The following is a 24,896-nucleotide window of genomic DNA, read 5'->3' as shown; positions in this document are numbered from 1 at the left end:
TAGCCGGCAGGCGGACCGTACCAGACCGGCCCGTCGGGCAGCGGGTTACATCGGATCATTACGACGCAGCAGTTCCTCCGGCAGATGCTCGATGTAGTCATCCTCGGCCGGCGGCATCTGCAGGTGATAACCCTGCGTCTGGATGTTGGCAAGCACCGTGGCAATATCTTCGCGTGCCAGCTGTCGCGCAGGCGTCAACACCATTTCGAATGCCAACTGCGGCGGACCGAATGCGACGAGCAGCCCTTCAGGAACACGTTTGAGCGCCTCACGCTTTTCCACGTAAAGGTACATGCCGTCCTTGCGCGGGCTTTTGTAGATGGAGCAGATCAACTTCATGATTGTTTTTCCAGAACTTCGAGCAGAGCCTGCCCCATCAGCTCACGGCGCCAGCCACGCAGCGAATCAGGCAGTTGATAGGGGCCGTCGGGATAGCCAGTTTTGAGCAGCGCTTCGAGCGTTTTCTTGCGCAGCATCAGCTCCGGTGCAATATCCAGCGTCTGCGCTTCGCGCTGACCGACCGCACGCAGCTTCTTCAATATGGACGACACCTCCAGCGGCAACGGCTCCGGCAGCGGAGCCGGCCAGTCCTGCTCGGGCGTCGCTGCCGCCTGCCGGATCATCTCCAGCAACGCCTCGCCGTCTTGACGCACGGTACGCGGATGCATGTCTTCAATTCGCGCGAGCGCCACCAGATCACGTGGCTGCGTACGCGCCAGCGGCCATAGGCTGGCCTCGCGCAGCACGCGATTACGCGGCTGGTTGCGAATGCGCGCCTGGCGCTCGCGCCAGGCGGTCAACACTTTAAGTACAGCAAGCTGTTGGGGTTTGAGTCGCCAGGCTTGCTTGACGTCGCGATAGGCCTCTTCCGGATCGGACTCACGCTGCAAATTGGCCACCAGCTCCGCACCATCCTCCAGCACCCAGGCGCGCTTGTCGTCGGACAGCTTCGGCAACAACGCTTCGTACAGCTCAGCCAGATGCTGGGCATCCTCGGCGGCGTACTGCACCTGCATTTCGCTCAGGGGCCGCTGCAGCCAATCAGAACGCGTCTCGCCTTTAGGCAGCTCGATGCCAAGAACCGCCTGCACCAGCCGTGAATAGCCCATGGAGAAGCCAATATTCAGGTAGCCAGCCGCCAGCTGTGTATCGAATAGCGGCAGTGGCAGGCTGCCTGTCAGGCGCAGCAGCACTTCCAAATCCTCACTGCAGGCATGCAGCACCTTAACTACGGCCGGATCTTGCAGTACGCCGGCAAACGCAGACCAATCACGCACGCTAAGTGGGTCAATCAGATAGGCGCGCCGCCCATCACCGACCTGCACCAGCCCGGCAATGGGATAGAAGGTATCGACCCTCATGAATTCGGTATCCACCGCCACATAGGGCAGCTGGCGCCATTCGGCGCACAGGCGGGTCAGATGCTCATCATCCAGAACCCATTGAGTTTCGATGGCCACACGGCCCTCCTTTTCGGCTGACGACCGGCGCGCGGCCGAACGAGGCGCGCAGTATATATCGAGCATCCGATCCACCGGGGCATTCATGGCCGGCGCACACGCTGGTAGTGTTGAGCAACAATCCGCTCCGGAGTCGTTCGATGCCACTCGCCCAACTCATTACCGCCGCAGAGCTCGCCCAGCGCGTGCATGAGCCCGACCTGCTGATCCTCGATTGCCGCTTCGCCCTGGAAGATCCGGCCTATGGCGAACGCAGCTATCAGGAAAGTCATATCCCCGGCGCCCACTTCGCCGATCTGGAAAAGGACCTGTCCGGCCCGGTGGTTCCTGGCGTAACTGGCCGGCATCCACTGCCCGACCCACAGCGGTTGCTGACACGCTTGCGGCAATGGGGGCTCGATGAGCACAGTGACGTGGTGCTCTATGACGACGGGCCTGGCGCATTCGCGGCGCGAGCGTGGTGGTTGCTGATGTGGCTGAGTAAACGCGACGGTATCTACCTTCTCGACGGCGGATTGAAAGCCTGGCAGGAAGCCGGTTTGCGGCAGGACGACGCGATACCAGCGAGCAAGCCCGGCACTTTTTCCGGTACTGCCGACACCAGCATGACCGTGGATGCCAGATGGCTGCAGGAGCATTTGGATAGCCCCGAGCTGACACTGCTCGATGCCCGTGCACTGCCACGCTTTCTCGGCGAAGTGGAACCCATCGACCCGGTTGCCGGGCATATTTCTGGCGCGATATGCGTACCGTTCACCGAGAACCTGGACGCCAAGGGTCGCTTTCTCTCGACCGAGCAACTCCAAGACAGGTTCGCTCAGCAGCTCGGCGGCAACCCGCCCGAAGCCGCTGTGGCCTATTGCGGCTCCGGCGTCACCGCCTGCCACAACCTATTTGCACTGTGCCTGGCCGGTTACCCGCTGGCGAGGCTGTATCCAGGGTCGTGGAGCGAGTGGATAACCAATCCGGACCGCCCTCGCGCCTGATAACCGAGCACCCCGCTGCGCCCATGCGCAGCGTGTCCAGCCAGTCACAAAACGCCCGAACAGTTTCAGCGACGTTACATTTGTTTTCACGACCGTTAGTCGTCATCTTTACGAAAAATTGCAATTCATTGTCTTGCTACCTGTCCGAAAAAGTTGCTAGGTTCCGACCCGCTTTCATCCCGGAGTAGTAGAACAATGAAAACAACATGGTTGAAGACCGCGCTCGCGGTAGCCGTAGGCGCCTTGTCCACCCAGGCCATGTCGGCCGGTTTTGCCCTCAATGAACAGAGCATCAGCGGCATGGGGACCTCTTTCGCAGGCCGCTCATCTTCCGCCGACGACGCCACCACCCTCTTTGGCAACCCGGCCGGCATGTCTCGTCTCAAGCGCGAAGAAGTCAGCTTCGGTATGGCGGCGATTCATGCGAAGACGGATATCAAGAACAATTCCGGTTCGTTTTCCGGCCCGGCACTAGGGGGCAATACGTTGCCCTACAGCGGTAGCAATGACGGAGACATGGTCCCGTTCACTGCCGTGCCGATGGGCTATTACGTCAAACCGATCGACGATAAGTGGGCCGTCGGGGTTGGCATCTACGTGCCGTTCGGCTTGGTCACTGATTACGAGAGCGGCTATCAGGGGCGCTATTTCGGCAACTACAGTGAAGTGCGCGTGATCACCGTGCAGCCCACGGTCAGCTACCGCTTCAATGATCACTTGTCGATCGGCTTCGGCCCGACTATCAACCGCATCGATGGCGAACTGCAAAGCAACTCGCCAAACCCTGTCGGCCCTCTGGGCTCCAACGACGGGCGCGTGAAAGTTACCGGTAACGATACTGCGCTTGGCTTCAACGCAGGCTTGCTCTACGAGTTCACTCCGCAGACTCGTGCAGGTATCACCTATCATTCCAAGGTTGCCTACACACTCGAAGGCGATACCAAGCTATCCGGCGCAGGCTTCGATGTAGCCGGTGCATCGGGCAAATATGACGCATCCCTTGATCTCGACACCCCGGAGTCGGTGGACGTCTCGCTGACCCACGAACTCAACGACCAATGGACGCTGTATGGCGGTGCCATGTGGACGCGCTGGAGCCGCTTCGAAGCCATCATCATCGAAAACGACGGCATTCCTGGCCCGCTACAAGGCAACCTTGCGCCCATCGTCGAAGAGCAGGATTGGCATGACACCTGGTCTTACGCCATCGGCGCAGCCTACAAGCTGAATCGTGAGTGGACCCTGCGTACCGGCCTGGCTTTCGACCAAAGCCCGACCAACAACCTGCATCGTTCGCCGCGCATCCCGACTGGCGATCGCACCGCGATCAGCTTCGGCCTGGCCTGGAGTCCAAGTGACGACGTCACAGTGGATCTGGCCTACTCCTATCTGCGGGAGGAAGAAGTGGACATCAACCGTAGCCGCACCTATCAGGGCGGCGCCCTTGAAGCGAACTACGATTCGACCTTCAAGAACCGAGCCCACGGCTTCGGCGCAGCTCTGAGCTACCGCTTCTAACGTAGCAATGACAAAAAAGCCCCGGTTCGCCGGGGCTTTTTCGTTCTAGCGCGCCAACGCTTTCTCGACCGCAGCGATCAGGCGGGGATCATCCGGCGTTACCTTGCTGGAAAAATGCGCCACGACGCGCCCCTCACGATCGACCACATACTTGTAGAAATTCCAGCGCGGCGCCTTGCCTGCTTGCTCGGCAAGCTCGCGGAACAACGGTGTAGCGTTTCGCCCTCGCACCGGCTGAGTCTGTGTCATGGTGAAGGTCACGCCGTAGTTCACGTAACAGACCTCTGCCGTCTCGGCCTCGTCGTCGGCCTCCTGGAAGAAGTCGTCCGAGGGCACGCCGAGCACCTCCAATCCGTCATCCTTGTAGCGTTGATAGAGCGCTTCGAGCCCCTTGAATTGCCCGGTGAATCCGCAATGGCTGGCGGTGTTGACCACAACAAGGGCCTTGCCCTTGAACTGGCTGCACAGATCGACGGTTTCCTTGGAACGAAGCTTGGGCAGTTCGTGCTGCAGCAGGGCCGGGCATTCGGCGGCAACTGCCGAGGCGCCGGCAAAGGCCAGCATCAGTGCCGCCAGTGGACGAGTGATATTCATGGCCAGTTCTCCGGTCGCGGGCTCACAACGCTACTCCGCACCCGTGCCGACGACAATGGTCTTGCAGGCTGAGGCGCGTCCGGTCAATCACTGCACGGCCAAACTGCAATATGATGCGCCCAGTCGCTATGCACCGAACGAGGCCGCATGTATTTATCTCAAGCACTCCGTTATGCACTGTTTCTCCTCCTGCTGCCCTTCGGCGATGCCTTCGCGGCGCAAGTACAGGTAGCGGTCGCCTCTAATTTCACCGCCCCGATGCAGGAGATTGCAGCACGCTTCGAGCGCGACACAGGCCATCAGGCACGCCTTGCCTTCGGCGCTAGCGGCAAGTTCTACGCCCAGATTCGCAATGGCGCACCGTTCGAGGTCCTGCTGTCAGCGGATGACACCACGCCGCAACGGCTTGAGCAGGAAGGCGCGGCCGTACCCGATAGTCGTTTTACCTATGCCGTGGGTCGGCTGGTACTGTGGTCGGCCATTGCCGGGCTGATCAAGGATGGTCCTGAGCGGCTGAAGGCCGGCGATTTCCGCCACCTCGCCGTAGCCAACCCAAAGACGGCGCCCTATGGCGCTGCCGCTCAGTCAACGCTGGTCCATCTGGGCCTCGCCGATAAACTGCGCAGCCGACTGGTGCAGGGTGAAAACATCGCCCAGACCTACCAGTTCGTCGCCAGTGGCAACGCGCAGCTCGGCTTCATCGCGCTTTCGCAGGTGGCTAAGAATGGCGAGATCGCCGCCGGCTCGGGCTGGATCGTGCCCACCGACCTTCACTCGCCGATTCGTCAAGACGCCGTGCTGCTGACCAAGGGCAAGGACAATCCGGCTGCCAGGGCTTTGATGGATTACCTGGCCCAGCCGCAGGTCCGCGAGCTGATCCAGTCCTACGGCTACGGGCTGGAGTAGCGGCATGCCGCTGGATAGCGTGGACCTTGCAGCAATCTGGCTGACCTTCAAACTGGCCAGCGTAACCACGCTGATCCTGCTACTGGTCGGCACACCCATCGCATGGTGGCTGGCACGCACCACCTCGCGCATGAAGGGTCCGATCGGGGCTGTGGTCGCGTTACCGCTGGTACTGCCGCCGACGGTGCTCGGCTTCTACCTGCTGGTGGCGATGGGACCTAATGGCTTCATCGGCCAATTCACCCAGAGTCTTGGCCTGGGCACCCTGCCCTTCACCTTTGCCGGACTAGTGGTAGGGTCGGTGTTCTACTCGCTGCCGTTCGTGGTGCAACCATTGCAGAACGCCTTCGAAGCCATTGGCGAGCGCCCGCTGGAAGCCGCCGCTACGCTACGCGCCGGCCCCTGGGACACCTTCTTCAGTGTGGTTCTGCCACTCGGCCGCCCCGGGTTCATCACCGCCAGCATCCTCGGTTTTGCCCATACCGTCGGCGAGTTCGGCGTGGTGCTAATGATCGGCGGCAACATTCCTGGCCAAACGCGCGTGGTCTCAGTGCAGATCTACGATCATGTCGAAGCCATGGAGTACGCCCAGGCGCACTGGCTGGCTGGCGGCATGCTGCTGTTCTCATTTCTGGTGCTGCTGGTACTTTATGGCAGCCGGTTGAAGCAAGGGTGGCGCGGATGAGCGACGCTGCAAGCAACAGCGGAATCCAGGCACGTTTTCGCCTCGACTATGCCGACTTCAGCCTGGATGTCGATTTGCAGCTGCCCGGCCGCGGGGTGACCGCGCTGTTCGGCCATTCCGGCTCGGGCAAGACCACCCTGTTGCGCTGCGTGGCGGGCCTGGAGCGCTCAGGTCAGGGCCAGCTGACCGTCAATGGCGAACGTTGGCAGAACAACGCGCAGAACCTGTTCGTGCCACCGCATCGCCGCTCAATCGGTTATGTGTTTCAGGAGGCCAACCTATTCGCCCACCTGTCGGTGCGGCGCAATCTGGAGTTCGGCATGCGTCGCGTGGCGGCGGCGGAGCGCCGTGTGGCGCTGGATCAGGCGGTAGCGCTGCTGGGTATCGACCATCTGCTCGAACGCATGCCCGACCGGCTGTCCGGCGGCGAACGCCAGCGCGTCGGCATCGCCCGCGCACTGCTGACCAGCCCGCGCCTGCTGCTGATGGACGAACCACTGGCCGCACTCGACCTCAAGCGCAAGAACGAGATTCTGCCGTATCTGGAACGGCTGCATGACGAGCTGGATATTCCCGTGCTCTACGTCAGTCACTCGCCGGACGAAGTGGCGCGGCTGGCCGATCACGTCGTGCTGCTGGAACAGGGCCGAGCCATCGCGCAGGGCGAACTGCGCGAGACGCTGGCGCGACTTGACCTGCCGACCGCCTTCAGCGATGACGCCGGTGTGGTGATCGATGGCGAGATTGCCGGGCATGATGCCGAGTATCACCTGACCCGACTGAGCTTTCCCGGCGGCGAAGTGCTGGTGTCGCGGCGACCGGAAGCCCTGGGCCAACGCCTGCGCTTCCGCGTGCATGCGCGGGACGTGAGCCTGGCGCTGCAACGAGCCGAAGGTAGCAGCATCACAAACCTGCTCCCCGCTCGGGTCGAGGCGATGGTCGCGGCCGATACGCCGGCCCACGTACTGATCCGCCTCGATGCCGGCGGCACGCCGCTGCTGGCACGCATCACCCGACGTTCGGCCGATCAGCTGGCCATTACGCCCGGTCAGGCGCTTTGGGCGCAGATCAAGACGGTGGCGCTGCTGGGCTGAGGCGGATCAAGTCTCGGTCGACTCCGGCAGCTTGGCGATCACCTTGATCTCGAACTGAAAGCCGTAAAGCCAGGTGACCCCAACGGCCGTCAGCGTCGGATGCGGTGCAGCGCCCCAGTATTCGGGCACGACGCTCCAGACCCGCTCAAAGATTGATTGCGGATCGACCATGAACACGGTGACATCGATGACGTCGTCAAAGGTGCAGCCAGCCGCCTGCAGAATCGCGTTCAGGTTATCGAAGGCGCGCCGGACCTGCGCCTCCAACTCCGGCTCGGGTGAGCCGTCCTCGCGGCTGCCGACCTGGCCGGAGACGAACAGCAAGCCATTGGCACGGATGGCCGGGGAATAACGATTGCGCTCGTAGAGCGCCTGGCGGCCAGGCGGAAAAACAACGTCACGCGGTGTCATGTGCAACCTCCAGCAAGGGTCGGAGCGACCCGTTGAATGAAGGCCTCACTGTAGAAGTCGCAAGGCGCTGGATAAACGCGCCAGGTCGCTCAACACTATTTGCATAATCCAAACAATCCGCGGGAGTTCAGATGGACCGTTTCGATGCGATGCAGGCCTTCGTTCGCGTGGTGGAGACCGGCAGCTTCACCAAGGCCGCCGAGACCCTGCGCATCAGCAAGACCAGCGTCACCCAGCAGGTCCAGCAACTCGAGGCGCGGCTTCGCGTCAGGCTGCTCAACCGCACCACGCGCAAGGTCAACGTGACCGCCGACGGTGCGGCCTATTACGAGCGTGCCCTGCGCCTGCTGGCCGATCTGGACGACGCCGAAACCAGCTTGTCCGGTGCCGCGGCAGTGCCCCGGGGACGCTTGCGCGTGGACGTTCCCAGCCCATTGGCGCGGATGATCCTGATTCCGGCATTGCCGGCCTTTTATGCGAAGTATCCGGACATCCAGCTGGACATGGGCGTCAGTGATCGGCGGGTGGATCTGATCGGGGAGAACGTGGACTGCGTGGTGCGCGGTGGCGAGATCACCGACCAGTCGCTGATCGCCCGCCACGTTGGCGACCTACGCCTTGGCGTCTACGCAGCCCCTGGCTACCTCGAACGCGCTGGCGTGCCGACACACCCGAGCGAGCTGGAAAACAGCCACCACCGCGTCGTCGGCTTTCTCTGGGGCCGCACCGGCAAACCCACACCGTACGTCATGCAGCGGCAGGACGAGCAGGTTCAGGTGCACGGCCGCTACGTGCTCGCAGTGGATGATGGCAACGCCTGCCTGGCTGCGGGGTTGGCCGGACTGGGCGTGATCTGGCTGCCGGACTACATGGTCAGAACGCACCTGGCAGACGGCGAGCTGTTGCCACTGTTGGAAGACTGGCGCCTCGATGACATGCCGCTGTATCTGGCATTCCCGCCGAATCGACATGTCAGTGCCAAGCTACGGGTGTTCATCGATTGGGTAGTCGAGCTGATGGCGCTGCATGCGCCCGTGCTCGACCGCCGCCCTGCAGCCGGCGGCTAAAGCTGAAGCGCCAGCCCCACCAGCACCGCACACTCCACCAGCTCCAGCAGCGCACCGGCGGTATCGCCGGTCGTACCGCCAAGCCGGCGAAGCATGGCACGGCGCGCCAGCAAGAACGCGACGGCAGTCAACGCCAGGGCTATCAGCCCGCTGCTGCCGAACAGCAGGCATCCGATTGCCACCAGGAGCAGAACGCCCTTCGCCCAGGTGCGCGGCAGATTCGCTGCCAAAGCATGGCCAAGGCCATTGGGCCGCACATACGGCGTGCCGAGAAACAGCGCCAGCAGCGCCGCGCGTCCCAACAGGGGTGCCAACAGAAGCGCCACATAGTGCTGGGCCTGCAACAAAGCCAGCAGCGCCGCGAACTTGAGTAGCAACAGCAGGACCAACACCACCACTGCCACGGGGCCGCTGCGCGGATCTTTCATGATCTGCAGCGTACGCTCCCGGTCGCCGAAGCCACCCAGCCAGGCGTCGGCGCTGTCGGCCAAACCATCGAGGTGCAACGCGCCGGTCAGTGCGACCCACAACGTCAGCAAGAGCGCCGCCTGCAATAGCGGCGGCGCGCTCTCTAGCATGAGCGCGGCCAGGCAGAGCAATACGCCCAGTAACAGCCCGACGACTGGGTAATACAGCAAAGAGCGCCCCTGCTGTTCTGGCTCCGGCATTACCCGCAAGCGAATCGGCAGACTGGTGAGAAATTGCAGGGCGATCAATAGCGGCAGCATGGCTGTTCCGGGGCAGGAATCATGGCGTGAGCGCTTTTACGTTTGTTTCATGGCAGCGCGACAGATCCAGCGGCAGCAACTCACCATGTGCGACTACTACCTCGAGCAGCCTCTCGCGTGGGAGGCCGCGCGCGCGCGCCAGCAACAGGCGCATCACGCCGGCATGACAGATGACCAGCAAGCGCTGTCCAGCGCAGCGCTGTTGCAACCGCTCGATAGCGGCCAGAACGCGCGCCTCGAACTGCACCAGCGGCTCACCGCCAGGCGGTGTAAATCCGTATGGGTCGGCCCAAAACAGGCCGAGCGCCTCGGCGCTGCACTGCATAAGCTCGGCCGCGCTGCGCCCTTCCCAGTCGCCGAAATGCAGTTCGCTCAGGTCAGACTCCAGATGCAGCGGCAGGCCGCGTTGCGCCGCGAGTTCGTGGGCGAAGGCGGCACAGCGCTGCAGTGGCGAGCTGACCAGCATGTCCCAGGGGCCGACGGCGCAAACCGCATCGCGCATCTGCTGCCAGCCGTGTGCAGTCAGCGCATCGTCGAGGCTGCCGCGAAAGCCGCCACCTTGCTCGGTCTCGCCATGGCGTAGCAGATCGATGCTCGCCGTCATGCGGAGCGATCCGATACGGCCGCTTCGGCAAACGTCGCCATCTCGTTGTGCAGGGCGCAGGCCTGCTGCAACAACGGGACTGCCAAGGCCGCCCCGCTGCCCTCGCCCAGCCGCAGGCCGAGGTCGAGCAACGGCACGGCACCGAGCGCTTCCAGCACTGCCAGATGGCCAGGTTCAGCGGAGCGATGGGCGAAGATCAGCCATGGCCGACATGCCGGGTTCAACCGCACCGCGCAAAGCGCTGCAGCGCTACAGATAAAGCCATCGACCAATACCGGAACGCCCAGTTGCGCGCAGCACAGGTATGCACCTACGAGAGCCGCAATCTCGAACCCACCCAGGCGACGCAGGGCTTCGAGCGGTTCGACGCAGTGCTCGGCGTGCAACCGAACGGCACTCTGGATAACCTGAACCTTGTGGCGAACACCGCTTAGATCGAGCCCGGTGCCCGGGCCGACCAGTGTCAACGGTGAGCGTGGCAGGAGCACGGCCGACAAGGCGCTTGCACTAGTGGTGTTGCCAATGCCCATTTCCCCGCCAATAAACAGATGGGCCGAACGCTCCGCTGCACGCTGCGCACTGTCGCGGCCGGCAGCAAGGGCCAGGTGCAATTGCTCGTCGCTCATTGCCGCTTCGCGAACGAAATTCGCCGTGCCAGGGCCGAGGCGCAGATGGCTTACGCCGTCCAATTGCAGCGATTCCACAGTGCCCAGGTCGATCACCTCCAAAGGTGCATTCAGGCGGCGCGACAATACGCTCAGCGCCGCACCGCCGTTGACGAAGTTGCGCAGCATCTGACCTGTCACCGATTGAGGGAAAGCCGAAACACCCTCTTGCACCACTCCGTGGTCGCCGGCAAACACACTGACGTGCACACGCTCGACCTGTGGCCGCTCACTGCCCTGCATGGCCGCCAGCCCCACCGCCAGGCCCTCGAGGTGGCCGAGTGCGCCACGCGGTTTGGTCAGCTGATCCTGCCGCGCCAACGCCTGGACGCGCACGGTTTCGTTCAACGCCTGGCAAGACTCGTTCCACCAATCGTGCATTACTGCGCTCCCTTCAATGCCATGGGCAGCCCGGCGACCATGAAGGTCACCCGCTGCGCCCGCTCCGCAACGGCCTGATGCAACCAGCCCGCCTCGTCCACATAGCGCCGGGTCAATTCGCCTAGCGGCACGACACCGAGACCGGTTTCGTTGCTGACCAGCACGATCCGCCCCGGCAGCTCAGCCAGACATTCCAGGAAGGCATCGCGCTCCTCGGCGAGGCGCGTTGGTTCGTCCAGCATCAGCAAATTGGTCAGCCAGAGGGTCAGGCAGTCGACTAGCAGGCAGCGATCCGTCGCCGCCCGTTCACGCAGCACCTGAGCCAGCTGCAGTGGTTCCTCGATCAGCCCCCAGTGCGACGGACGCCGCTCACGGTGATGCGCGATACGCTCGGCCATCTCGCCATCGAGTGCCTGACTGGTGGCGATATAGGTAACCGCCAGGCCGCTTTCGGCAGCCTGTCGCTCGGCAAATCGGCTCTTGCCCGAACGGGCGCCGCCAAGAATCAGTTCCAACATGTTCAGCCTCCCAGGCCACAAAGCGCACGCAGCCGCCCCGTGTCCAGCTGCGTTTCGACCAGATCGGCCAGGCGCTCAATGTCGCGCTCGCGTAGTGCGTGATAATCGACGATTTCCACGGTACGAACCCCGACCCAGCGCAACAGCGCGGCACAGGCCTCGGGTTCCTCGAACAACCCGTGCAGGTAGGTACCGAGCAGCTGTCCGTCGGCGCTTATCGCGCCATCGCGGCGGCCGTCGTCCAGCTGCACCGCAGGTTGCTCAAGAGCTGGCCCACTACTGACGCCAGCATGAATCTCATAACCGCTGACCGGCGCGCCTTCCGGCAGCAGCCAGCCCGTGACGTTGCGCAGCTGCTTGTCCGCCTCCAGAAGGGTTTCAAAATCCAGCAAGCCGAGTCCTTCGCTGGTTCCGGCCGGGCCTTCCAGCCCGAGCGGGTCGGCAATGCGCGTACCGAGCATCTGCAACCCGCCACAAATGCCCAGCAGTTTGCCGCCGTAGCGCAGGTGCCTCTGGATCGCTGTGTCCCAGCCATTGGCACGCAGCCAGGCGAGGTCGGCACGCACGCTTTTCGAGCCGGGTAGGATGATCAGATCCGCCGCGGCGGGTACCGCCTGACCGGGACCAACGAACTGCAGGTCGACCTGCGGATGCAGGCGCAGAGGGTCGAAATCGGTGTGATTACTGATGCGTGGCAACACCGGCACAACTACTTTCAACGCCTCGCTGGGCTTGCTGGACTGGCGCGTGTCGATGGCATCCTCTGCCTCCAGATGGAAATCCATCAGATAAGGCAGCACCCCGAGTACCGGCTTGCCGGTGCGTTGTTCCAACCAGTCGAGGCCAGGCTGCAACAACGCAATATCGCCGCGAAAACGGTTGATGACGAAGCCCTGCACCCGCGCCTGCTCGCTTTCAGAGAGCAGCGCCAGGGTGCCGACCAGATGGGCGAAGACGCCGCCCTTGTCGATATCCGCGATCAGGATCACCGGGCAGTCCACCGCCTCGGCAAACCCCATGTTGGCGATGTCGCCGGCACGCAGGTTGATCTCGGCGGGCGAGCCTGCGCCCTCGACCATCACAACGCTGTACGCCGCGGACAGCCGTCGATGCGAGTCGAGCACGGCCTGCATCGCCACGCGCTTGTAGTCGTGGTAGGCCACTGCGTCCATGCTGGTCACCGCGCGGCCGTGGATGATCACCTGGGCGCCGATGTCGCTGTTGGGCTTGAGCAGCACCGGGTTCATGTCCGTGTGCGGCGCCAACCTGGCAGCCTGAGCCTGCACCGCCTGGGCCCGACCGATCTCGCCGCCATCGGCGGTCACCGCGCTGTTGAGCGCCATGTTCTGCGGCTTGAACGGCACCACCGCAACGCCCTGGCGTGCAAGCCAGCGGCACAGCGCGGTCACCAGGGTGCTCTTGCCAGCGTCGGAAGTGGTGCCCTGCACCATCAGCGTGGTCATGGATGCTGCTCCCTGAAACTCTGCAAGGCCTGATCCAGTCGCGCCCAGCCGACATCGGTGGGCAGGCCGAAGCGCACGCTGGAAGGCTGAGCGAAAAGACGCGTGAGAATGCCCCGACGGGCGAGGAAGTCGTGCAGCAACGCCGCATCGGCGCTGACCCACCATTGGAACAGCGCACAACCGCCCAGCGGCGCCACATCGTGACGCCGCAGCAGGTCGGTCAGACGCTGGCCATCGCAGTGCAGGCATTCGCGCTGGCGCTGCTGCGCAGACCTGTCGGCCAGTAATGCGGCGCCCAGCTGTCTTGTCGGACCGTTCACCGTCCAAGGCCCAAGTAGCTCGGCAAGGGCTCGCAACAGGCCGGCATGAGCCAGAACGAAGCCCAGCCGAGCCCCCGCCAAGCCGAAGAACTTACCGAACGAGCGCAGCACGACCAGCCCAGGCAGGTGGCTATGCTCGGCCAGACTATGCTGCGGCGTGCAGTCCATGAACGCCTCGTCCACGACCAGCCAGCCACCAAAGGCCGCCAGCTCGCTGCGCCACTCCAACAAGTGCTGGGGCGCGATCAGTTGACCGGTGGGATTGTTCGGGTTGACCACCACCAGCACATCGAGGTGGTCCAGGGCACGCGGCACGCTGGCCTGGCAGAGTTCGACAACGCGATGACCGGCGCGACGCCAGGCCTCGGCGTGCTCGGCATAACAGGGAGAGATGATGCCGACCCGCGCCGAACCGCGCAGCCGTGGCAACGCCTGGATGGCGCTCTGCGAACCGGCCACGGGCAATACCGCACGCGCGCCGTAATAGTCCCGGGCCGCAGTTTCCAGACCATCATCGGTTTCCGGCAGGCGCGCCCAGGCGCTACTGGAAATGCTCGGCAACGGCGGATGGTACGGTGCTAGGCCGGTGGATAGATCGAGCCAATCCGATAGCGGGATGGCATAACGCTGTGCGGCTGCTCGTAGACGTCCGCCGTGCTCAAGCATACAGCCAGCCCCCGAACAGCAAAGCCAGCAGCCAGACGCCGACGCCACCCCAGACCAGGTCGAGGGCATGCTCGATATGACGCGCTTGCGCTGGCTTGCCACGACCCAGCTCGGGACGCGCATGAACTTCACCGTGATAAATAGCGGAGCCGCCCAACACCACACCCAGCGCCCCAGCTCCAGAAGCCATTACTGGCCCCGCATTGGGGCTGTCCCAGAGCGGGGCCTGGGTGCGCCAGCAACGCAATGCGCGGCGAGTTCTGCCGAGCAGCGCATAGGTCAGGGCGACCAGCCGGGCCGGCACATAGTTGAGCACATCATCGATGCGCGCCGCGGCCCAGCCGAAGCGCTCGAAACGCGCGTTGCGATAGCCCCACATGGCGTCCAGCGTGTTGCTCAGGCGATACAGCACCACACCGGGCGCGCCAGCGACGATGAACCAGAACAGTGCGGCGAACACGGCATCACTGCCGTTTTCCAGCACCGACTCCGTAGCCGCACGGGCCACGCCCTCCTCGTCCAGCTGCGTGGTGTCACGGCTGACGATCCAGCCAACGCGGCGTCGCGCCTCGGGCAGGTCGTTTCGCCACAAGGCGTGGGCCACCGGCAACACATGTTCGCCAAGGCTGCGCAGCCCAAGTGCCAGGTAGAGCAGCACAATCTCAACCAGCCAGCCGACGCTGGGTAACAGGCTGAGCAGCCAGGCCAGCAGCGTCAGCGGCAGCACCGCCAGGCACCAGGCGGTTACCCCATGGCTGCGCCAACCGCGCGCCGCCGCACCATTGAAATGCTGCTCCAGACGATCGGCCAGGCGGCCAAAGGCTACCAGTGGATGCGCCCGTTTCGGCTCGCCGAGCAACGCATCCAGCAGCAGGGCCGCGGCAACGGTGAGGAATAGACTCACTCAGACCTCTGCGCGCAGGCGCGAATCAGTGCATGTAACTGACGTACACCGTCGGTGAGCACCGCCGGACCGGGGTTGAGGATCTCCGGCGACTTGATCTCATGCAGCTGACCATCGCGCACGGCCGGAATTGCCTGCCAGCCAGCTCGGGCCGCGACCTGTTCCGCGCGGAAGCGCCGCCCGCACCAGGACCCGATGATCAGCTCCGGCGCGCGGCGCACCACTTCCTGCGGATCTTCGATGATCCTGTCCTTGGCGCGCTTGAATTGCGCCAGCTCGGCGAAGCAGTCCTCGCCACCGGCCAGTTCGATCAGCTCGCCGACCCAGCCGATGCCGGATATCAGCGGCTCGTTCCACTCCTCGAAATACACCCGCGGCCGGCGCGGCAAAGTCGCCGCGCAGGCGCGAATAGCGTCCAGCCCCGCCTGCAACTCATCGATCAGCGCCAGGGCACGCTCGCCGGCGTGCACCAGCGCACCGAGGGTCTCGATCATGCGCAGAATGCCGGCAACATCGCGTTGGTTGAACAAATGCACCTCCAGCCCTTCGCGCGCCAATTCAGCGAGCATATCGCCCTGCAGGTCGCTGTATCCGAGCACCAGGTCTGGCTCGAGAGCAAGTATCTGTTCGTGCTTGACGCTGGTGAAACCGCTGACCTTGGGCTTCTCCTTGCGTGCCTGCGGTGGGCGCACGGTGAAGCCGGAGATGCCGACAATGCGCGCCGGCTCACCCAGCAGATACAGCGTCTCGCAGGTTTCCGTGGATAAACAGACGATGCGCTGCGGCCCTTTACTCATGCCGACTCCCATCCGTTTTCAAAAACCAGTTCGTGCAGCGGCCGCGGCTGCGTCCAGCCCTCAAGCGCCAGCATCGGTGCCGGATAGAAGGCTTTGACTGGCCCCAGGCAGAGAATCGCCACGGGCTTCGCGCCAACTGGCATGCGAAGCAGCGTCCCTAGCGCGGCTGGATCGAACAGTGAAACCCAGCCCATACCCAAGCCCTCCGCCCGCGCAGCGAGCCAGAGATTCTGGATCGCGCAAGCCAGTGACGCCAGGTCCATTTCGGGTAGCGTGCGGCGGCCAAAGATGTGCTGCTCACGGTCTTCCATCAGCGCGGCGACCAACAACTCAGCACAATCCTCGATGCCCTCGACCTTGAGCCGCATGAACTCGGCGGAACGTTCGCCGAGTGCCTCGGCCGTGCGCTGGCGCTCCTCGCCGACCAGATCGGCAATGGCCGTGCGCAACTCGGGGTGTGTAATACGGATAAAGCGCCACGGCTGCATCAAGCCAACGCTGGGTGCCTGATGCGCGGCCTGCAGCAGCCGCGACAGCAGCTCCGGCGCCACCTCGCCACCAATGAAATGGCGCATGTCGCGGCGCTCGCCGACGGCGCGATAGACCGCGGCGCGTTCTTGCGCGCTGAAAGCATGTTCGTTCATGGCCGCAACAGCGCTGCAGCCGCTGCTGGATCAGACGGCAAGTAGAAGTGAATGTAGGACGCCGTCAGCCGCCCCTTGCGATAGACCGCTTCGGCAGTGCGCTTGTAGTTCGGGCACTCGCCACGGGCCAGTGGTTCGAGCGGCGACTCCAGCTCCGAATGATGGAACGTATGGCCGCGCAGACGCCCTTCAGGCAGTGCTACTTCCTGCAGCGCCAAAGCGGTCAGGCGCTTCTGCATGCGCGCCTCGCCAGGCAGCAGACCGAGCATTTGTGTACGTTCCCCGCCCAGATCGGTCAAACCATCAAATAGATAGAGCATGCCGCCACACTCGGCGAGAATTGGTTTACCGGCTTCGTGGTGGGCGCGTATGGCGTCGGCCATGGCTCGGTTACGCGACAAGCCGCGCAGGTGCAGCTCCGGGTAGCCCCCTGGCAGATACAAGCTATCCACGGCCGGCAGCCGGGTGAAACGCAGCGGCGAAAAGAACAGCAGCTCGGCACCCAGCGCCTGCAGCAAGTCCAGATTGGCCTGATAGAGAAAAGCAAAGGCGGCATCGCGTGCAACACCGATGCGCACGCCCTTGAGCAGCGGCTCGAGTGGCGTACTGAGCGGCGCAGCGAAGCTGACCGATGGGGGCAAATCTGTATCTGCACTAAGCGCCAAGGCATCGGCTGCAGCATCCAGACGAGTGTCCAGATCGGCCAGTTCCTCGGCCTGGACCAAGCCCAGGTGCCGGCTTGGCAACTCCACCTCGGCGCTGCGCGGTAATGCACCGTACCAGCGGATCGAAGGCGGAAGACTATCGCGCAAAATATCGCCATGCCGAACACTGCCCACCCGGTTGGCTAGCACACCATCGAACGGCAAATCCGGCTGAAAGCTGCTCATTCCGTGAGCCACGGCGCCGAAGGTCTGCGCCATGGCGGAGCCGTCGATTACTGCCATTACCGGCACGCCGAAGCGCCGGGACAGATCGGCCGCCGACGGCGAACCGTCGAATAGCCCCATCACGCCTTCGATCAAGATCAGATCAGCCTCACCCGCCGCGTCCCACAACAACCGGCACGACTCCTCCTCACCGACCATCCGCAAGTCGAGCTGATAGACCGGCCGGCCGCTGGCGCGGGCCAGGATCATCGGGTCGAGAAAGTCCGGCCCACACTTGAACACCCGCACGTGCTTGCCCTGACGACTGTGCAGTCGCGCCAGCGCCGCGGTGACCGTGGTCTTGCCCTGCCCGGATGCGGGCGCGGCGATCAGCAGCGCTGGACAGCGTCTACTGGTCATCACGGCCTCTCGTCGGCAGAGTAGGATGGATGACGCTTTACCAATCCACCGACCACGCTGACGGTGGACGAAATAGGCGTCATCCCCCCTACGCAACGGTCCGCGAATGCCTTGAGCGCTGGCATCAAAACTCCACTCCTCTCTGCGCCTTCACCCCGGCCTTGAACGCATGCTTGATCAGGCCCATCTCGGTAACCGTATCCGCTGCCTCGATCAAACCGGCCGGCGCTCCGCGCCCAGTGACCACCACGTGCTGCAACAGCGGCCGCGACTCGATGTCGGCGAGCACCGGCTCCAGCTCCAGGTAGCCGTACTTCAGCGCGATGTTCAGCTCATCCAGTACCACCAGGCCGATCTCAGGGTCGGCAAGCAGTTCGGCCGCCACCGCCCAGGCCTCGCGGGCCTTGGCGATGTCGCGCTGCCGGTCCTGAGTTTCCCAGGTGAAGCCCTCGCCCATCACGTGGTAGCGAACCTCGTCCGGGAAGCGCCGGAAGAACGCCTCCTCGCCGGTACTGGCCGCACCTTTGATGAACTGCACCACGCCGACCTTGATGCCATGGCCGAGCGCACGCGCCACCATGCCGAAGGCCGAACTGCTCTTGCCCTTGCCGTTGCCGGTGTGCACCAGTAGCAGGCCGTACTCGTCCTGGGCTTCGGCAATCTTCTCGTCGATCAGCGCTTTCTTGCGCTGCATGCGTGCCTTGTGGCGATCATCGCGTTCGCTGGATTCGCTCATGCTCGCGCCTCATCACGCTGCTCAGCCCAGACCCGCAAGCCGACAAACAGCACCACGGCAGCACCGACATACAGCGCAAGGGTCGACAGGTAGCGCGGGTAATAGGTGGCGATGCGCTCGGCCAGCAGCGCCAGGCTCGGCTCGGGATAGCGCCCGGAGAAATAGAGGAAGCCGCCACCGGAGAACAGGTAGCAAACGAAGGCGCTCGCCATCACGCACAGCGCCAGGGTCGCCAGGCTGCTGAAATGGTCACGATGCAGACGTGCGTAGAGTCGACCGCCCAGCCACAGCGAACCGTAGGCCGGCACCAGCATCCAGTACGCCGGCGACATGCACCAGTCGCTGACACCGGCCCACTGGATGGCGGCGAAATCCAGCAGCGAAGCCTCGAGAAACAGTGCCGGAAACACCCACTTCGGCCGCACCAGCACGCCGGCGAGAAAGAACACCGCCCAGGACGCGCTCGGCAGGTTGACGCTGGCGAAGTGCTGTCCGCGGGTCATGGCCAGCAGCGCGGCAAGCGCGAGGCCAACCAGCAGCTGGTATCTCGGGGCAAGCTTGATCATTGCAGTCTCCTTCTGTGGGCGCGGGCGACATGCCTGCGCCGCGGTCTTACAGCGCCTGGTAGCGCACGGTCAGGTAAGCGGCCTGGCCGGGCTGGTTGTAGCCCTCGGCGGTTTCGTAGTCGGCATCCAGCAGGTTGGCGACGCGCGCCTGTAGGCGCCATTCGGGAGTGATGCGGTATTCGCCACGCAGGTCCAGAGTGGCGTAGCCGGACAGCTCTTTGGTGTTCGCCAGGTCGTCATAGCGCTGGCCCTCGGCGTGCAGACTGGCGCCGACGCTGAAGGCACCGAGCCGACGGTCAACGTCGAGGTTGAACAGCTGTTTTGCCCGGCGCGCCAGCTCGTTGCCGCGGTTGGCCCCGGCGGAGCGGTTCTCCGGCTCCAGCAGGCTGTAGTTGGCGTTCCAGTCCCAACCGAACGATTGGCTGCCGAGCACCAGCTCGACCCCGCGGATACGCGCTTGCTGCACGTTGGCCGGTGCGGAAATGCTGGCGTCATAGGCAATGAGGTCATCGACCACGGTGCGATAGGCATTCACCGCCCAGTGGCCCCAGCCATGCTGACCAGCAAGGCCGACCTCAAGGCTCTCGGAGGTTTCCGCATCCAGCTCGGGGTTGCCGTAGTCGGGGTAATACAGCTCGTTGAAGGTCGGCGCCTTGAATGCCGTGCCGTAGCTGATGGTGCCACGTAGCCAGTCGGTCAGCGCATAGCCGTAACCGATGTTGCCGGTGTCGTGTTGGCCGAACTGGTCGTTGTCGTCACGACGCAGCGACAGCTGCCAGTCATGGCGACCGACCTCGCCCAGGTACTGGGTGAAGTAGCCCTTGTTGTCACGGGATTCCACGTCATAAACGGTGGAGCCATTGACCTCGTCGCGCTGGTGATCCGCCCCAACGATCAGCGTATGCCCAGTGGCGAGCTGGATATCGTTCTGCCAACCGAGGGTGTCGCGGCGGCTGTCGAAGCGTGAATAGAACTGCCCGTCCTGATAGGCGTCGGATTTGTCTTCACTGCGCCCGGCCTGCAGCGTCACCAGCCAGCGCTCCAGCGGACTGAAGCGTGCACGGGTGCCAAAAACTTTCGACACACCATCGGCATTGGCGCCGAACCCGGACGTGCGAGCCCGGTTCACGCTGTCGTAGTCGTTATGGGATTTGGCCTGCAGCAGGTTGGCGTCCAGCTCCAGACCGTTGTCGAAACGATAGCCAGCGCTCAGCGTCGCGGACAGGTTGCGATAGCCATCGGCGTCGTTTTCGTAGCCGCTGGTGCCCACCGATTTGACGTTGATGCCATCAGTATCCGAACCGCTGACGCCCAGGCTGTACCAGCCACGACCGTCGCCACCGGAAACACCGGCGCTACCGGTGTAGGTATCATGGGTGCCGTAGCCGGCCGAGAAGAACGGTTTGACGCCCTGCCCTTGCCCTTTGCGGGTGAATATCTGGATCACCCCGCCGATGGCTTCCGAGCCATACAGGCTGGAGCGTGGCCCGCGCACCACCTCGATGCGCTCGATCAGTTCCAGCGGCAGATCCTGCAGGGCCGAGCCACCGGAGGTCACCGAGCCGATCTTGATGCCGTCGATCATCACCAGCACATGGTCGGACTCAGTGCCGCGCATATACAGCGAGGTGGACTTGCCCAGCCCACCATTGTTCGCCAGCGAAACGCCGGGCACTTGCTTCAGAAGCTCGGGCAGCGAGCTCGCCTGACTACGCTCGATTCGCTCGCGGTCGATCACCGTCACTGCCGCCAGGCTTTGCCGAGCGGTCTGCGCGGTGCGCGTAGCGGTTACCACCTGCTGTTCAAGGTCGAGAGGAGCGGCGGCCAGCTGGCCAATGGAAAAGGAGAAGCTGCCGAGCAGCACATAGGCCGCTGGCTTGAAACGGGGCTTGCAAGTCAAGGTACAGGTCTCCGTCGTGCCCACCCGCACGACTGAAAGTCGACGAAGACAGACGAAGGAACTGCAGAAGAGAAGTGAATACCGCGAAGGGTACGCACCCGCTCAGCGCCCGCCGCACTGTCAGTGAAATGCGACAGGCCGGTCTCCGGGCTTGCGAGCGTACGCCTTGCGGCGTCCCGAAACCGCACCTTCCCATGCGCGAGCACAGTGGCTATTACGGTTTCTCGACTCGCCTACCGTTGCGGGGGCAGCGCCGGAATCTTCGTAAGAATGGACCGGCTTCCCTGTTTCACCCCCTTTTGCAGGGGGCACCTGAGGCGACGCGGAGGTTAGTCCAAGGCTGGACGTGACGCAACCGCAGGGTTGTCGCAGCGCCCTGCAATTTCCGCTTGCATCTCACCGCTTGGAACGGCGGACGCCGAAAGGCTTCGAATGCAACAATGCCCCGATCAGCCAGGACCATAACCGACGCCCATGACCAGCATCGTGCAGATCTCCGACACCCATTTCGGCACCGAGCAACCCGCCGTGGTCCAGGCGCTGGAGGATCATGTACGCGAGCATCGAGCAGACCTGCTGGTGTTCTCCGGCGACATCACCCAGCGCGCCCGCCGCGGCCAGTTCGCCAGTGCCGCCGCCTTCGTCCGCCGCCTTGAGGCCGACGGCGTCGGCGATACGCTGGTGATTCCGGGCAACCACGACATCCCGCTGTACAACCTCTTCGCACGCCTGTTCACACCCTACGGCAATTACCGCCAGCATTTCGGTGACGATCTGGAGCCGGTCTTCGAGAACGAACAGATGCTGGTGATCGGGCTCAACACCACCCATCCCCGCCGGCACAAGGACGGCGTGGTAACGGCACGGCAGGTGGAGCGCGTGGCGAGGCGTCTGGAGGAAAGCGACCCGGGCAAGATTCGCATCGTGGTGGCCCATCAGCCGTTCGGCGCCATGGTGCCGAGCGACCTGAGCAACCTGCAGCACGGCGCCGAACCCGCGCTGCAGCGCTGGGCCGAGCACGGGCTGGACCTGGTCATGGGCGGGCACATCCATCTGCCCTACGTGCTGCCGTTGTCCAAGCAGTACAGCGGTCTCGCGCGGGAGATCTGGATGGTGCAGGCCGGCACCACGCTCTCGACCCGCCTGCGTGGCACCTCGCCAAACTCCTTCAACCGGCTGAAGCTGCACCCCGGCGAACAGAAGAAGGTCTGCGTCGAACGCTGGGACCTGCTCGACGGTCGCTTCGTGCTGGGTTCCCACTTCAACCTGAGCTGGTGACCCGCGCTCGCACGCGAAGCGCGGTCAGCCCACCGACAGGCCGACCAGATAAACACCGGCGAAGCCGATGTTGAAGGCGATGAACAGGTAGAGCATGTAGCGCAGGTAGCTGCCGAAGGTCAGCCCCGGCACCTTGCTCATGGCGACGATGCCCGAGGCCGAACCGATCACCAGCAGCGAGCCGCCGACGCCCACCGCATAGGTCAGCACCATCCACTCGGCCACGCCCATTTCCAGCCCGGATTTCAGCAGCGCTGCGGTCAGCGGCACGTTGTCGATGGCCGCCGACATCACACCCATCAGGTAGTTGGCCATGACAGCCGGCACCTGGTCGTAGATGTGCACCAGCCCGTCGAGCACGCGAATCTCCTTGAGCATGCCGACCAGCAGCAGAATTCCGAGGAAGAAAAACAGCGTTTCGAACTCCACCTGCCGTACGTATTCGAGGATCGGGTCGGAGTCGTTGTCGTCACTGAAGAAACGCGCAACCAGAAACATCACCGACAAGCCAGAGAGAAAAGTCAGCACCGGCGGGATCTGGAACAGGAAGTTGCCGATGATGGTGCTGAGGATGGTGCACAGGAAGATCACGGCGATGGCTACGTCCACCCCGCGCACGTCGTTGCGCTGCCCCTGCACCATCACCTCGCCGCGCATGCCGATCGACAACATGGCGGCCAACACCATCACCGCGAGAAAGGCCGGGACAGCCAGCACCAGCAGCTGAAGAATCGCCACCTTGCCGGCCAGGAAGATCATCAGCGTGGTGACGTCGCCGGTAATCAGTGCCACACCACCGGAGTTGACGGAGAACACCACCAACGTGGCGAACTTGATGGTCTTTGCGCGATCCAGCTGCAGCGAGAGGATCAGCGTGATGGAGACCAGCGTCGCGGTGATGTTGTCGGCCAGCGAGGAGAATACGAAGCAGAAGGTCGCGGTGAGAAATAGCAAGGCCCGCTCACTGATCCGCTTGGGCAGCACCAGGTAGATCAGGTTCTCGATCATGCCCTTCTTGTTCAGGTACGCGACGAAGGTCATCGCCGCCACCAGGAAAATCCACAATCCGGCAATTTCGGCGATGTTCTCGTTGAGGCTTTCCAGCACGGTTTCCCGCGCCTCGCCCACCGGCGTGAAGATGAACAGCAGCAGCCAGGCCAGGGTGCCGAAGAACAGCGTCACCTTGGCTTTGTTCACATGGGTAATTTCTTCGAGCACCACGCCAAGCAGCGCCGCCACCGCCAGCGCGATGAGCACGTACGTCAGTAATTCAGGCATAACTCACCTAGTGGAGAAACAGGGAAAGGGGCTTGTGCACAGCAAGCTGGGCACGGAAGGAAATGAGGATGCGCATGGTAGCCAAACGCTGAGACGAGCGATATCACCGCATGTCAAACGGAGACTGTTTCAGGATATTAAATAGGTGCGCAGCGATCGTAGGCAGACCGCCACAGCAGGCCAGCTTAGGGATTGCTGGCCAAACGCTCCTGGTCGAGGACTCTCTTGGCACCCAGGAAATTCTTCTGCCAGTAACTGGCGGTCAGGCTGTCTAACCGCACGGTACCCCCGGATGACGGCGCATGGACGAAGCGATCCTCGCCCACATAGATGCCGGCATGACTGACGCGACGGCCGCCGCTGGTGGCGAAGAACACCAGATCACCGGGCTGCAGTGCATGGCGCCGCACGGCAGGGCCACGCAGATTGCTCATCTCCTGGGTGGTGCGAGGAAGGCTGATGCCGGCAGCGCCACGATAGACGTAACCGATCAGCCCGCTGCAATCGAATCCACTATCGGGCGTATTGCCGCCCCAGCGGTACGGCGTGCCAACCAGGCCGAGCGCACTGAAAAGCACGTCCTCGGCAATACCGGGCACGGGATGAGAGGTACTTGGCTCCTGAATGACTGGCGGCGCCGACGGCTGACCAGCACATGCGGTCAGCAGCGCGAAGAGAATGACAAGCGTAAGGCGGGCCAGGTAATGCATCGCAGAGCGGTCCAGGCAAATAAGCCATCACTCTGCCGGCATGCGGCGGTCGACGCAACCCCCGCAAGTCGCCGAATCAACGCTGAGCGGTGTGAGGTACCAGATCCGAAGCCAGCGCCAGCACGCGCTTGGCTTCCATGTAGCTGGCACGCCAGTACTTGTCGTCCAGGCTGTCAACGCGTACGCCGCCGCTGCGGCTGCTGGAGGCGTGAATGAACTGATCATCGCCGATGTAGATTCCAGCGTGACTGACTCGCCCGCGACCACGGTTGTTGAAGAACACCACGTCACCGGGCTCTAGATCATTACGCTTGACCACTGGTGCGTCGAGGTTGATCAACTCGCGGGTAGAGCGCGGCAGCTCGAGGCCAGCTTCCTTGCGGAACAGAAAACCGACGAAACCGCTGCAGTCGAAACCGGTCTTCACCGAGCTGCCGCCGAAGCGATAAGGCGTGCCAACCAGAGTGAAGCCACGCTCCAGAATACTGTCAGCTAGCTCCGGCAGCTGGTACTCGTGCTCGTGCTCGTCTGACAGCTCGGTCAGCGACTCCTCTTCGCTCTTTTCGAGTGCAGAAAAGTCAAATCCGGCCAGGGGATGATTGTGCGACAGCCGAGGCGATGTGATCTGCTGCTCGGTCTGTACGGGCTGCCCGGCACATGCCGTCAGCAAGGCGATAAGTGCAAGAGGCACGAGGGGTGCGAAGCGTTGGTGCATGGGCACGACCGTG

The 24,896-nt window shown here is 63.5% G+C and carries 27 protein-coding genes and 1 riboswitch; of the genes, 7 read left to right on the top strand and 20 right to left on the bottom strand.

From position 1 onward, the window contains the following. Positions 1-45: 45 nt before the first annotated feature. Complete coding sequence (locus tag CXK91_RS13390; RefSeq protein WP_103456628.1) at positions 46-339, bottom strand: YcgL domain-containing protein; 294 nt, start codon at positions 337-339, stop codon at positions 46-48. Next, a complete protein-coding gene (rnd, locus tag CXK91_RS13385; RefSeq protein WP_103456627.1) occupies positions 336-1,460 on the bottom strand; it encodes a ribonuclease D in 1,125 nt (374 codons plus the stop codon). Before rnd ends, CXK91_RS13390 begins: the two co-directional genes overlap by 4 nt. A gap of 140 nt (positions 1,461-1,600) precedes the next feature. Here rnd and CXK91_RS13380 point away from each other — a divergent pair, with 140 nt between their 5' ends. Together CXK91_RS13380 and CXK91_RS13375 are read left to right on the top strand one after the other, a co-directional pair. After that, positions 1,601-2,446: a sulfurtransferase gene (locus tag CXK91_RS13380; protein ID WP_103456626.1), complete on the top strand. Its 846-nt coding sequence runs from the start codon at positions 1,601-1,603 to the stop codon at positions 2,444-2,446. Between the two features lie 195 nt (positions 2,447-2,641). After that, positions 2,642-3,964, top strand: a complete 1,323-nt coding sequence (locus tag CXK91_RS13375; RefSeq protein ID WP_103456625.1) for an OmpP1/FadL family transporter — start codon at positions 2,642-2,644, stop codon at positions 3,962-3,964. 45 nt (positions 3,965-4,009) lie between these two features. On the opposite strand, the gene CXK91_RS13370 is transcribed toward CXK91_RS13375, so the two are convergent. Further along, a complete protein-coding gene (locus CXK91_RS13370) occupies positions 4,010-4,558 on the bottom strand; it encodes a glutathione peroxidase (RefSeq protein WP_103456624.1) in 549 nt (182 codons plus the stop codon). A gap of 147 nt (positions 4,559-4,705) precedes the next feature. On the opposite strand from CXK91_RS13370, the gene modA reads away from it, so the two are divergent. Genes modA through modC form a run of 3 tightly spaced genes read left to right on the top strand, consistent with a single transcriptional unit; the run spans position 4,706 to position 7,243 of the window. Continuing rightward, positions 4,706-5,464: a molybdate ABC transporter substrate-binding protein gene (gene modA / locus CXK91_RS13365; protein WP_103456623.1), complete on the top strand. Its 759-nt coding sequence runs from the start codon at positions 4,706-4,708 to the stop codon at positions 5,462-5,464. Between the two features lie 4 nt (positions 5,465-5,468). Continuing rightward, entirely contained in the window at positions 5,469-6,149 is a 681-nt protein-coding gene (modB, locus tag CXK91_RS13360) for a molybdate ABC transporter permease subunit (RefSeq protein ID WP_103456622.1), read from the top strand. Beyond that, positions 6,146-7,243: a molybdenum ABC transporter ATP-binding protein gene (gene modC, locus CXK91_RS13355; RefSeq protein ID WP_103456621.1), complete on the top strand. Its 1,098-nt coding sequence runs from the start codon at positions 6,146-6,148 to the stop codon at positions 7,241-7,243. The genes modB and modC overlap by 4 nt, the downstream gene beginning before the upstream one ends. A gap of 6 nt (positions 7,244-7,249) precedes the next feature. On the opposite strand, the gene CXK91_RS13350 is transcribed toward modC, so the two are convergent. Then, a complete protein-coding gene (locus CXK91_RS13350) occupies positions 7,250-7,654 on the bottom strand; it encodes a RidA family protein (protein WP_103456620.1) in 405 nt (134 codons plus the stop codon). 131 nt (positions 7,655-7,785) lie between these two features. On the opposite strand from CXK91_RS13350, the gene CXK91_RS13345 reads away from it, so the two are divergent. Further along, positions 7,786-8,721: a LysR family transcriptional regulator gene (locus CXK91_RS13345; protein WP_103456619.1), complete on the top strand. Its 936-nt coding sequence runs from the start codon at positions 7,786-7,788 to the stop codon at positions 8,719-8,721. Here the strand turns inward: CXK91_RS13345 and CXK91_RS13340 are convergent. From CXK91_RS13340 to btuB, 13 genes are all read right to left on the bottom strand, one after another. Next, entirely contained in the window at positions 8,718-9,449 is a 732-nt protein-coding gene (locus tag CXK91_RS13340) for an adenosylcobinamide-GDP ribazoletransferase (protein WP_103456618.1), read from the bottom strand. The genes CXK91_RS13345 and CXK91_RS13340 overlap by 4 nt on opposite strands. 19 nt (positions 9,450-9,468) lie before the next feature. Beyond that, the gene (gene cobC, locus CXK91_RS13335; protein WP_103456617.1) at positions 9,469-10,053 is read right to left on the bottom strand and encodes an alpha-ribazole phosphatase family protein; all 585 of its coding nucleotides are present in this window, start codon (positions 10,051-10,053) and stop codon (positions 9,469-9,471) included. Then, positions 10,050-11,099, bottom strand: coding sequence for a nicotinate-nucleotide--dimethylbenzimidazole phosphoribosyltransferase (cobT, locus tag CXK91_RS13330; RefSeq protein ID WP_103456616.1), 1,050 nt, complete (start codon positions 11,097-11,099; stop codon positions 10,050-10,052). Before cobT ends, cobC begins: the two co-directional genes overlap by 4 nt. Then, entirely contained in the window at positions 11,099-11,617 is a 519-nt protein-coding gene (gene cobU / locus CXK91_RS13325) for a bifunctional adenosylcobinamide kinase/adenosylcobinamide-phosphate guanylyltransferase (RefSeq protein WP_103456615.1), read from the bottom strand. Before cobU ends, cobT begins: the two co-directional genes overlap by 1 nt. A 2-nt stretch (positions 11,618-11,619) precedes the next feature. After that, entirely contained in the window at positions 11,620-13,080 is a 1,461-nt protein-coding gene (locus tag CXK91_RS13320; RefSeq protein ID WP_103456614.1) for a cobyric acid synthase, read from the bottom strand. Continuing rightward, positions 13,077-14,066: a threonine-phosphate decarboxylase CobD gene (cobD, locus tag CXK91_RS13315; protein WP_103456613.1), complete on the bottom strand. Its 990-nt coding sequence runs from the start codon at positions 14,064-14,066 to the stop codon at positions 13,077-13,079. The genes CXK91_RS13320 and cobD overlap by 4 nt, the downstream gene beginning before the upstream one ends. Next, complete coding sequence (cbiB, locus tag CXK91_RS13310; RefSeq protein WP_103456612.1) at positions 14,059-14,970, bottom strand: adenosylcobinamide-phosphate synthase CbiB; 912 nt, start codon at positions 14,968-14,970, stop codon at positions 14,059-14,061. The genes cobD and cbiB overlap by 8 nt, the downstream gene beginning before the upstream one ends. Beyond that, on the bottom strand, positions 14,967-15,767 hold the full coding sequence (locus CXK91_RS13305; RefSeq protein ID WP_103456611.1) for a cobalamin-binding protein: 801 nt from the start codon (positions 15,765-15,767) through the stop codon (positions 14,967-14,969). Before CXK91_RS13305 ends, cbiB begins: the two co-directional genes overlap by 4 nt. Next, complete coding sequence (gene bluB, locus CXK91_RS13300; protein ID WP_103456610.1) at positions 15,764-16,411, bottom strand: 5,6-dimethylbenzimidazole synthase; 648 nt, start codon at positions 16,409-16,411, stop codon at positions 15,764-15,766. Before bluB ends, CXK91_RS13305 begins: the two co-directional genes overlap by 4 nt. Further along, a complete protein-coding gene (locus CXK91_RS13295) occupies positions 16,408-17,700 on the bottom strand; it encodes a cobyrinate a,c-diamide synthase (protein WP_103456609.1) in 1,293 nt (430 codons plus the stop codon). Before CXK91_RS13295 ends, bluB begins: the two co-directional genes overlap by 4 nt. Before the next feature lie 124 nt (positions 17,701-17,824). Next, entirely contained in the window at positions 17,825-18,436 is a 612-nt protein-coding gene (cobO, locus tag CXK91_RS13290) for a cob(I)yrinic acid a,c-diamide adenosyltransferase (RefSeq protein ID WP_058064131.1), read from the bottom strand. Then, positions 18,433-19,002 (bottom strand): hypothetical protein, encoded by a 570-nt coding sequence (locus CXK91_RS13285; protein ID WP_103456608.1) that lies wholly within the window; start codon positions 19,000-19,002, stop codon positions 18,433-18,435. Before CXK91_RS13285 ends, cobO begins: the two co-directional genes overlap by 4 nt. A gap of 46 nt (positions 19,003-19,048) precedes the next feature. Continuing rightward, positions 19,049-20,902, bottom strand: coding sequence for a TonB-dependent vitamin B12 receptor (gene btuB, locus CXK91_RS13280; RefSeq protein WP_103456607.1), 1,854 nt, complete (start codon positions 20,900-20,902; stop codon positions 19,049-19,051). Between the two features lie 119 nt (positions 20,903-21,021). After that, positions 21,022-21,233: riboswitch (cobalamin riboswitch) on the bottom strand. 143 nt (positions 21,234-21,376) lie between these two features. Here btuB and CXK91_RS13275 point away from each other — a divergent pair. Further along, positions 21,377-22,180, top strand: coding sequence for a metallophosphoesterase family protein (locus CXK91_RS13275; protein ID WP_103456606.1), 804 nt, complete (start codon positions 21,377-21,379; stop codon positions 22,178-22,180). 24 nt (positions 22,181-22,204) lie between these two features. On the opposite strand, the gene nhaD is transcribed toward CXK91_RS13275, so the two are convergent. The 3 genes from nhaD to CXK91_RS13260 all read right to left on the bottom strand — a co-directional run bounded on the left by nhaD (position 22,205) and on the right by CXK91_RS13260 (position 24,883). Further along, positions 22,205-23,458 carry a sodium:proton antiporter NhaD gene (gene nhaD, locus CXK91_RS13270; protein WP_103456605.1) on the bottom strand — a complete coding sequence of 418 codons (1,254 nt, stop codon included), beginning with the start codon at positions 23,456-23,458 and terminating at the stop codon, positions 22,205-22,207. 185 nt (positions 23,459-23,643) lie between these two features. Beyond that, positions 23,644-24,168, bottom strand: a complete 525-nt coding sequence (locus CXK91_RS13265) for a C40 family peptidase (protein ID WP_103456604.1) — start codon at positions 24,166-24,168, stop codon at positions 23,644-23,646. 76 nt (positions 24,169-24,244) lie between these two features. Continuing rightward, positions 24,245-24,883 carry a C40 family peptidase gene (locus CXK91_RS13260; protein WP_103456603.1) on the bottom strand — a complete coding sequence of 213 codons (639 nt, stop codon included), beginning with the start codon at positions 24,881-24,883 and terminating at the stop codon, positions 24,245-24,247. Positions 24,884-24,896 lie beyond the last annotated feature (13 nt).

The sequence above is a fragment of the Stutzerimonas stutzeri genome, assembly GCF_002909485.1.
In the GTDB taxonomy this organism is placed as follows: Bacteria; Pseudomonadota; Gammaproteobacteria; order Pseudomonadales; family Pseudomonadaceae; genus Stutzerimonas; species Stutzerimonas stutzeri_AH.
The sequence above is the reverse complement of the archived record's forward strand: the minus strand, read 5'-3'. Positions and strand labels throughout refer to the sequence as shown.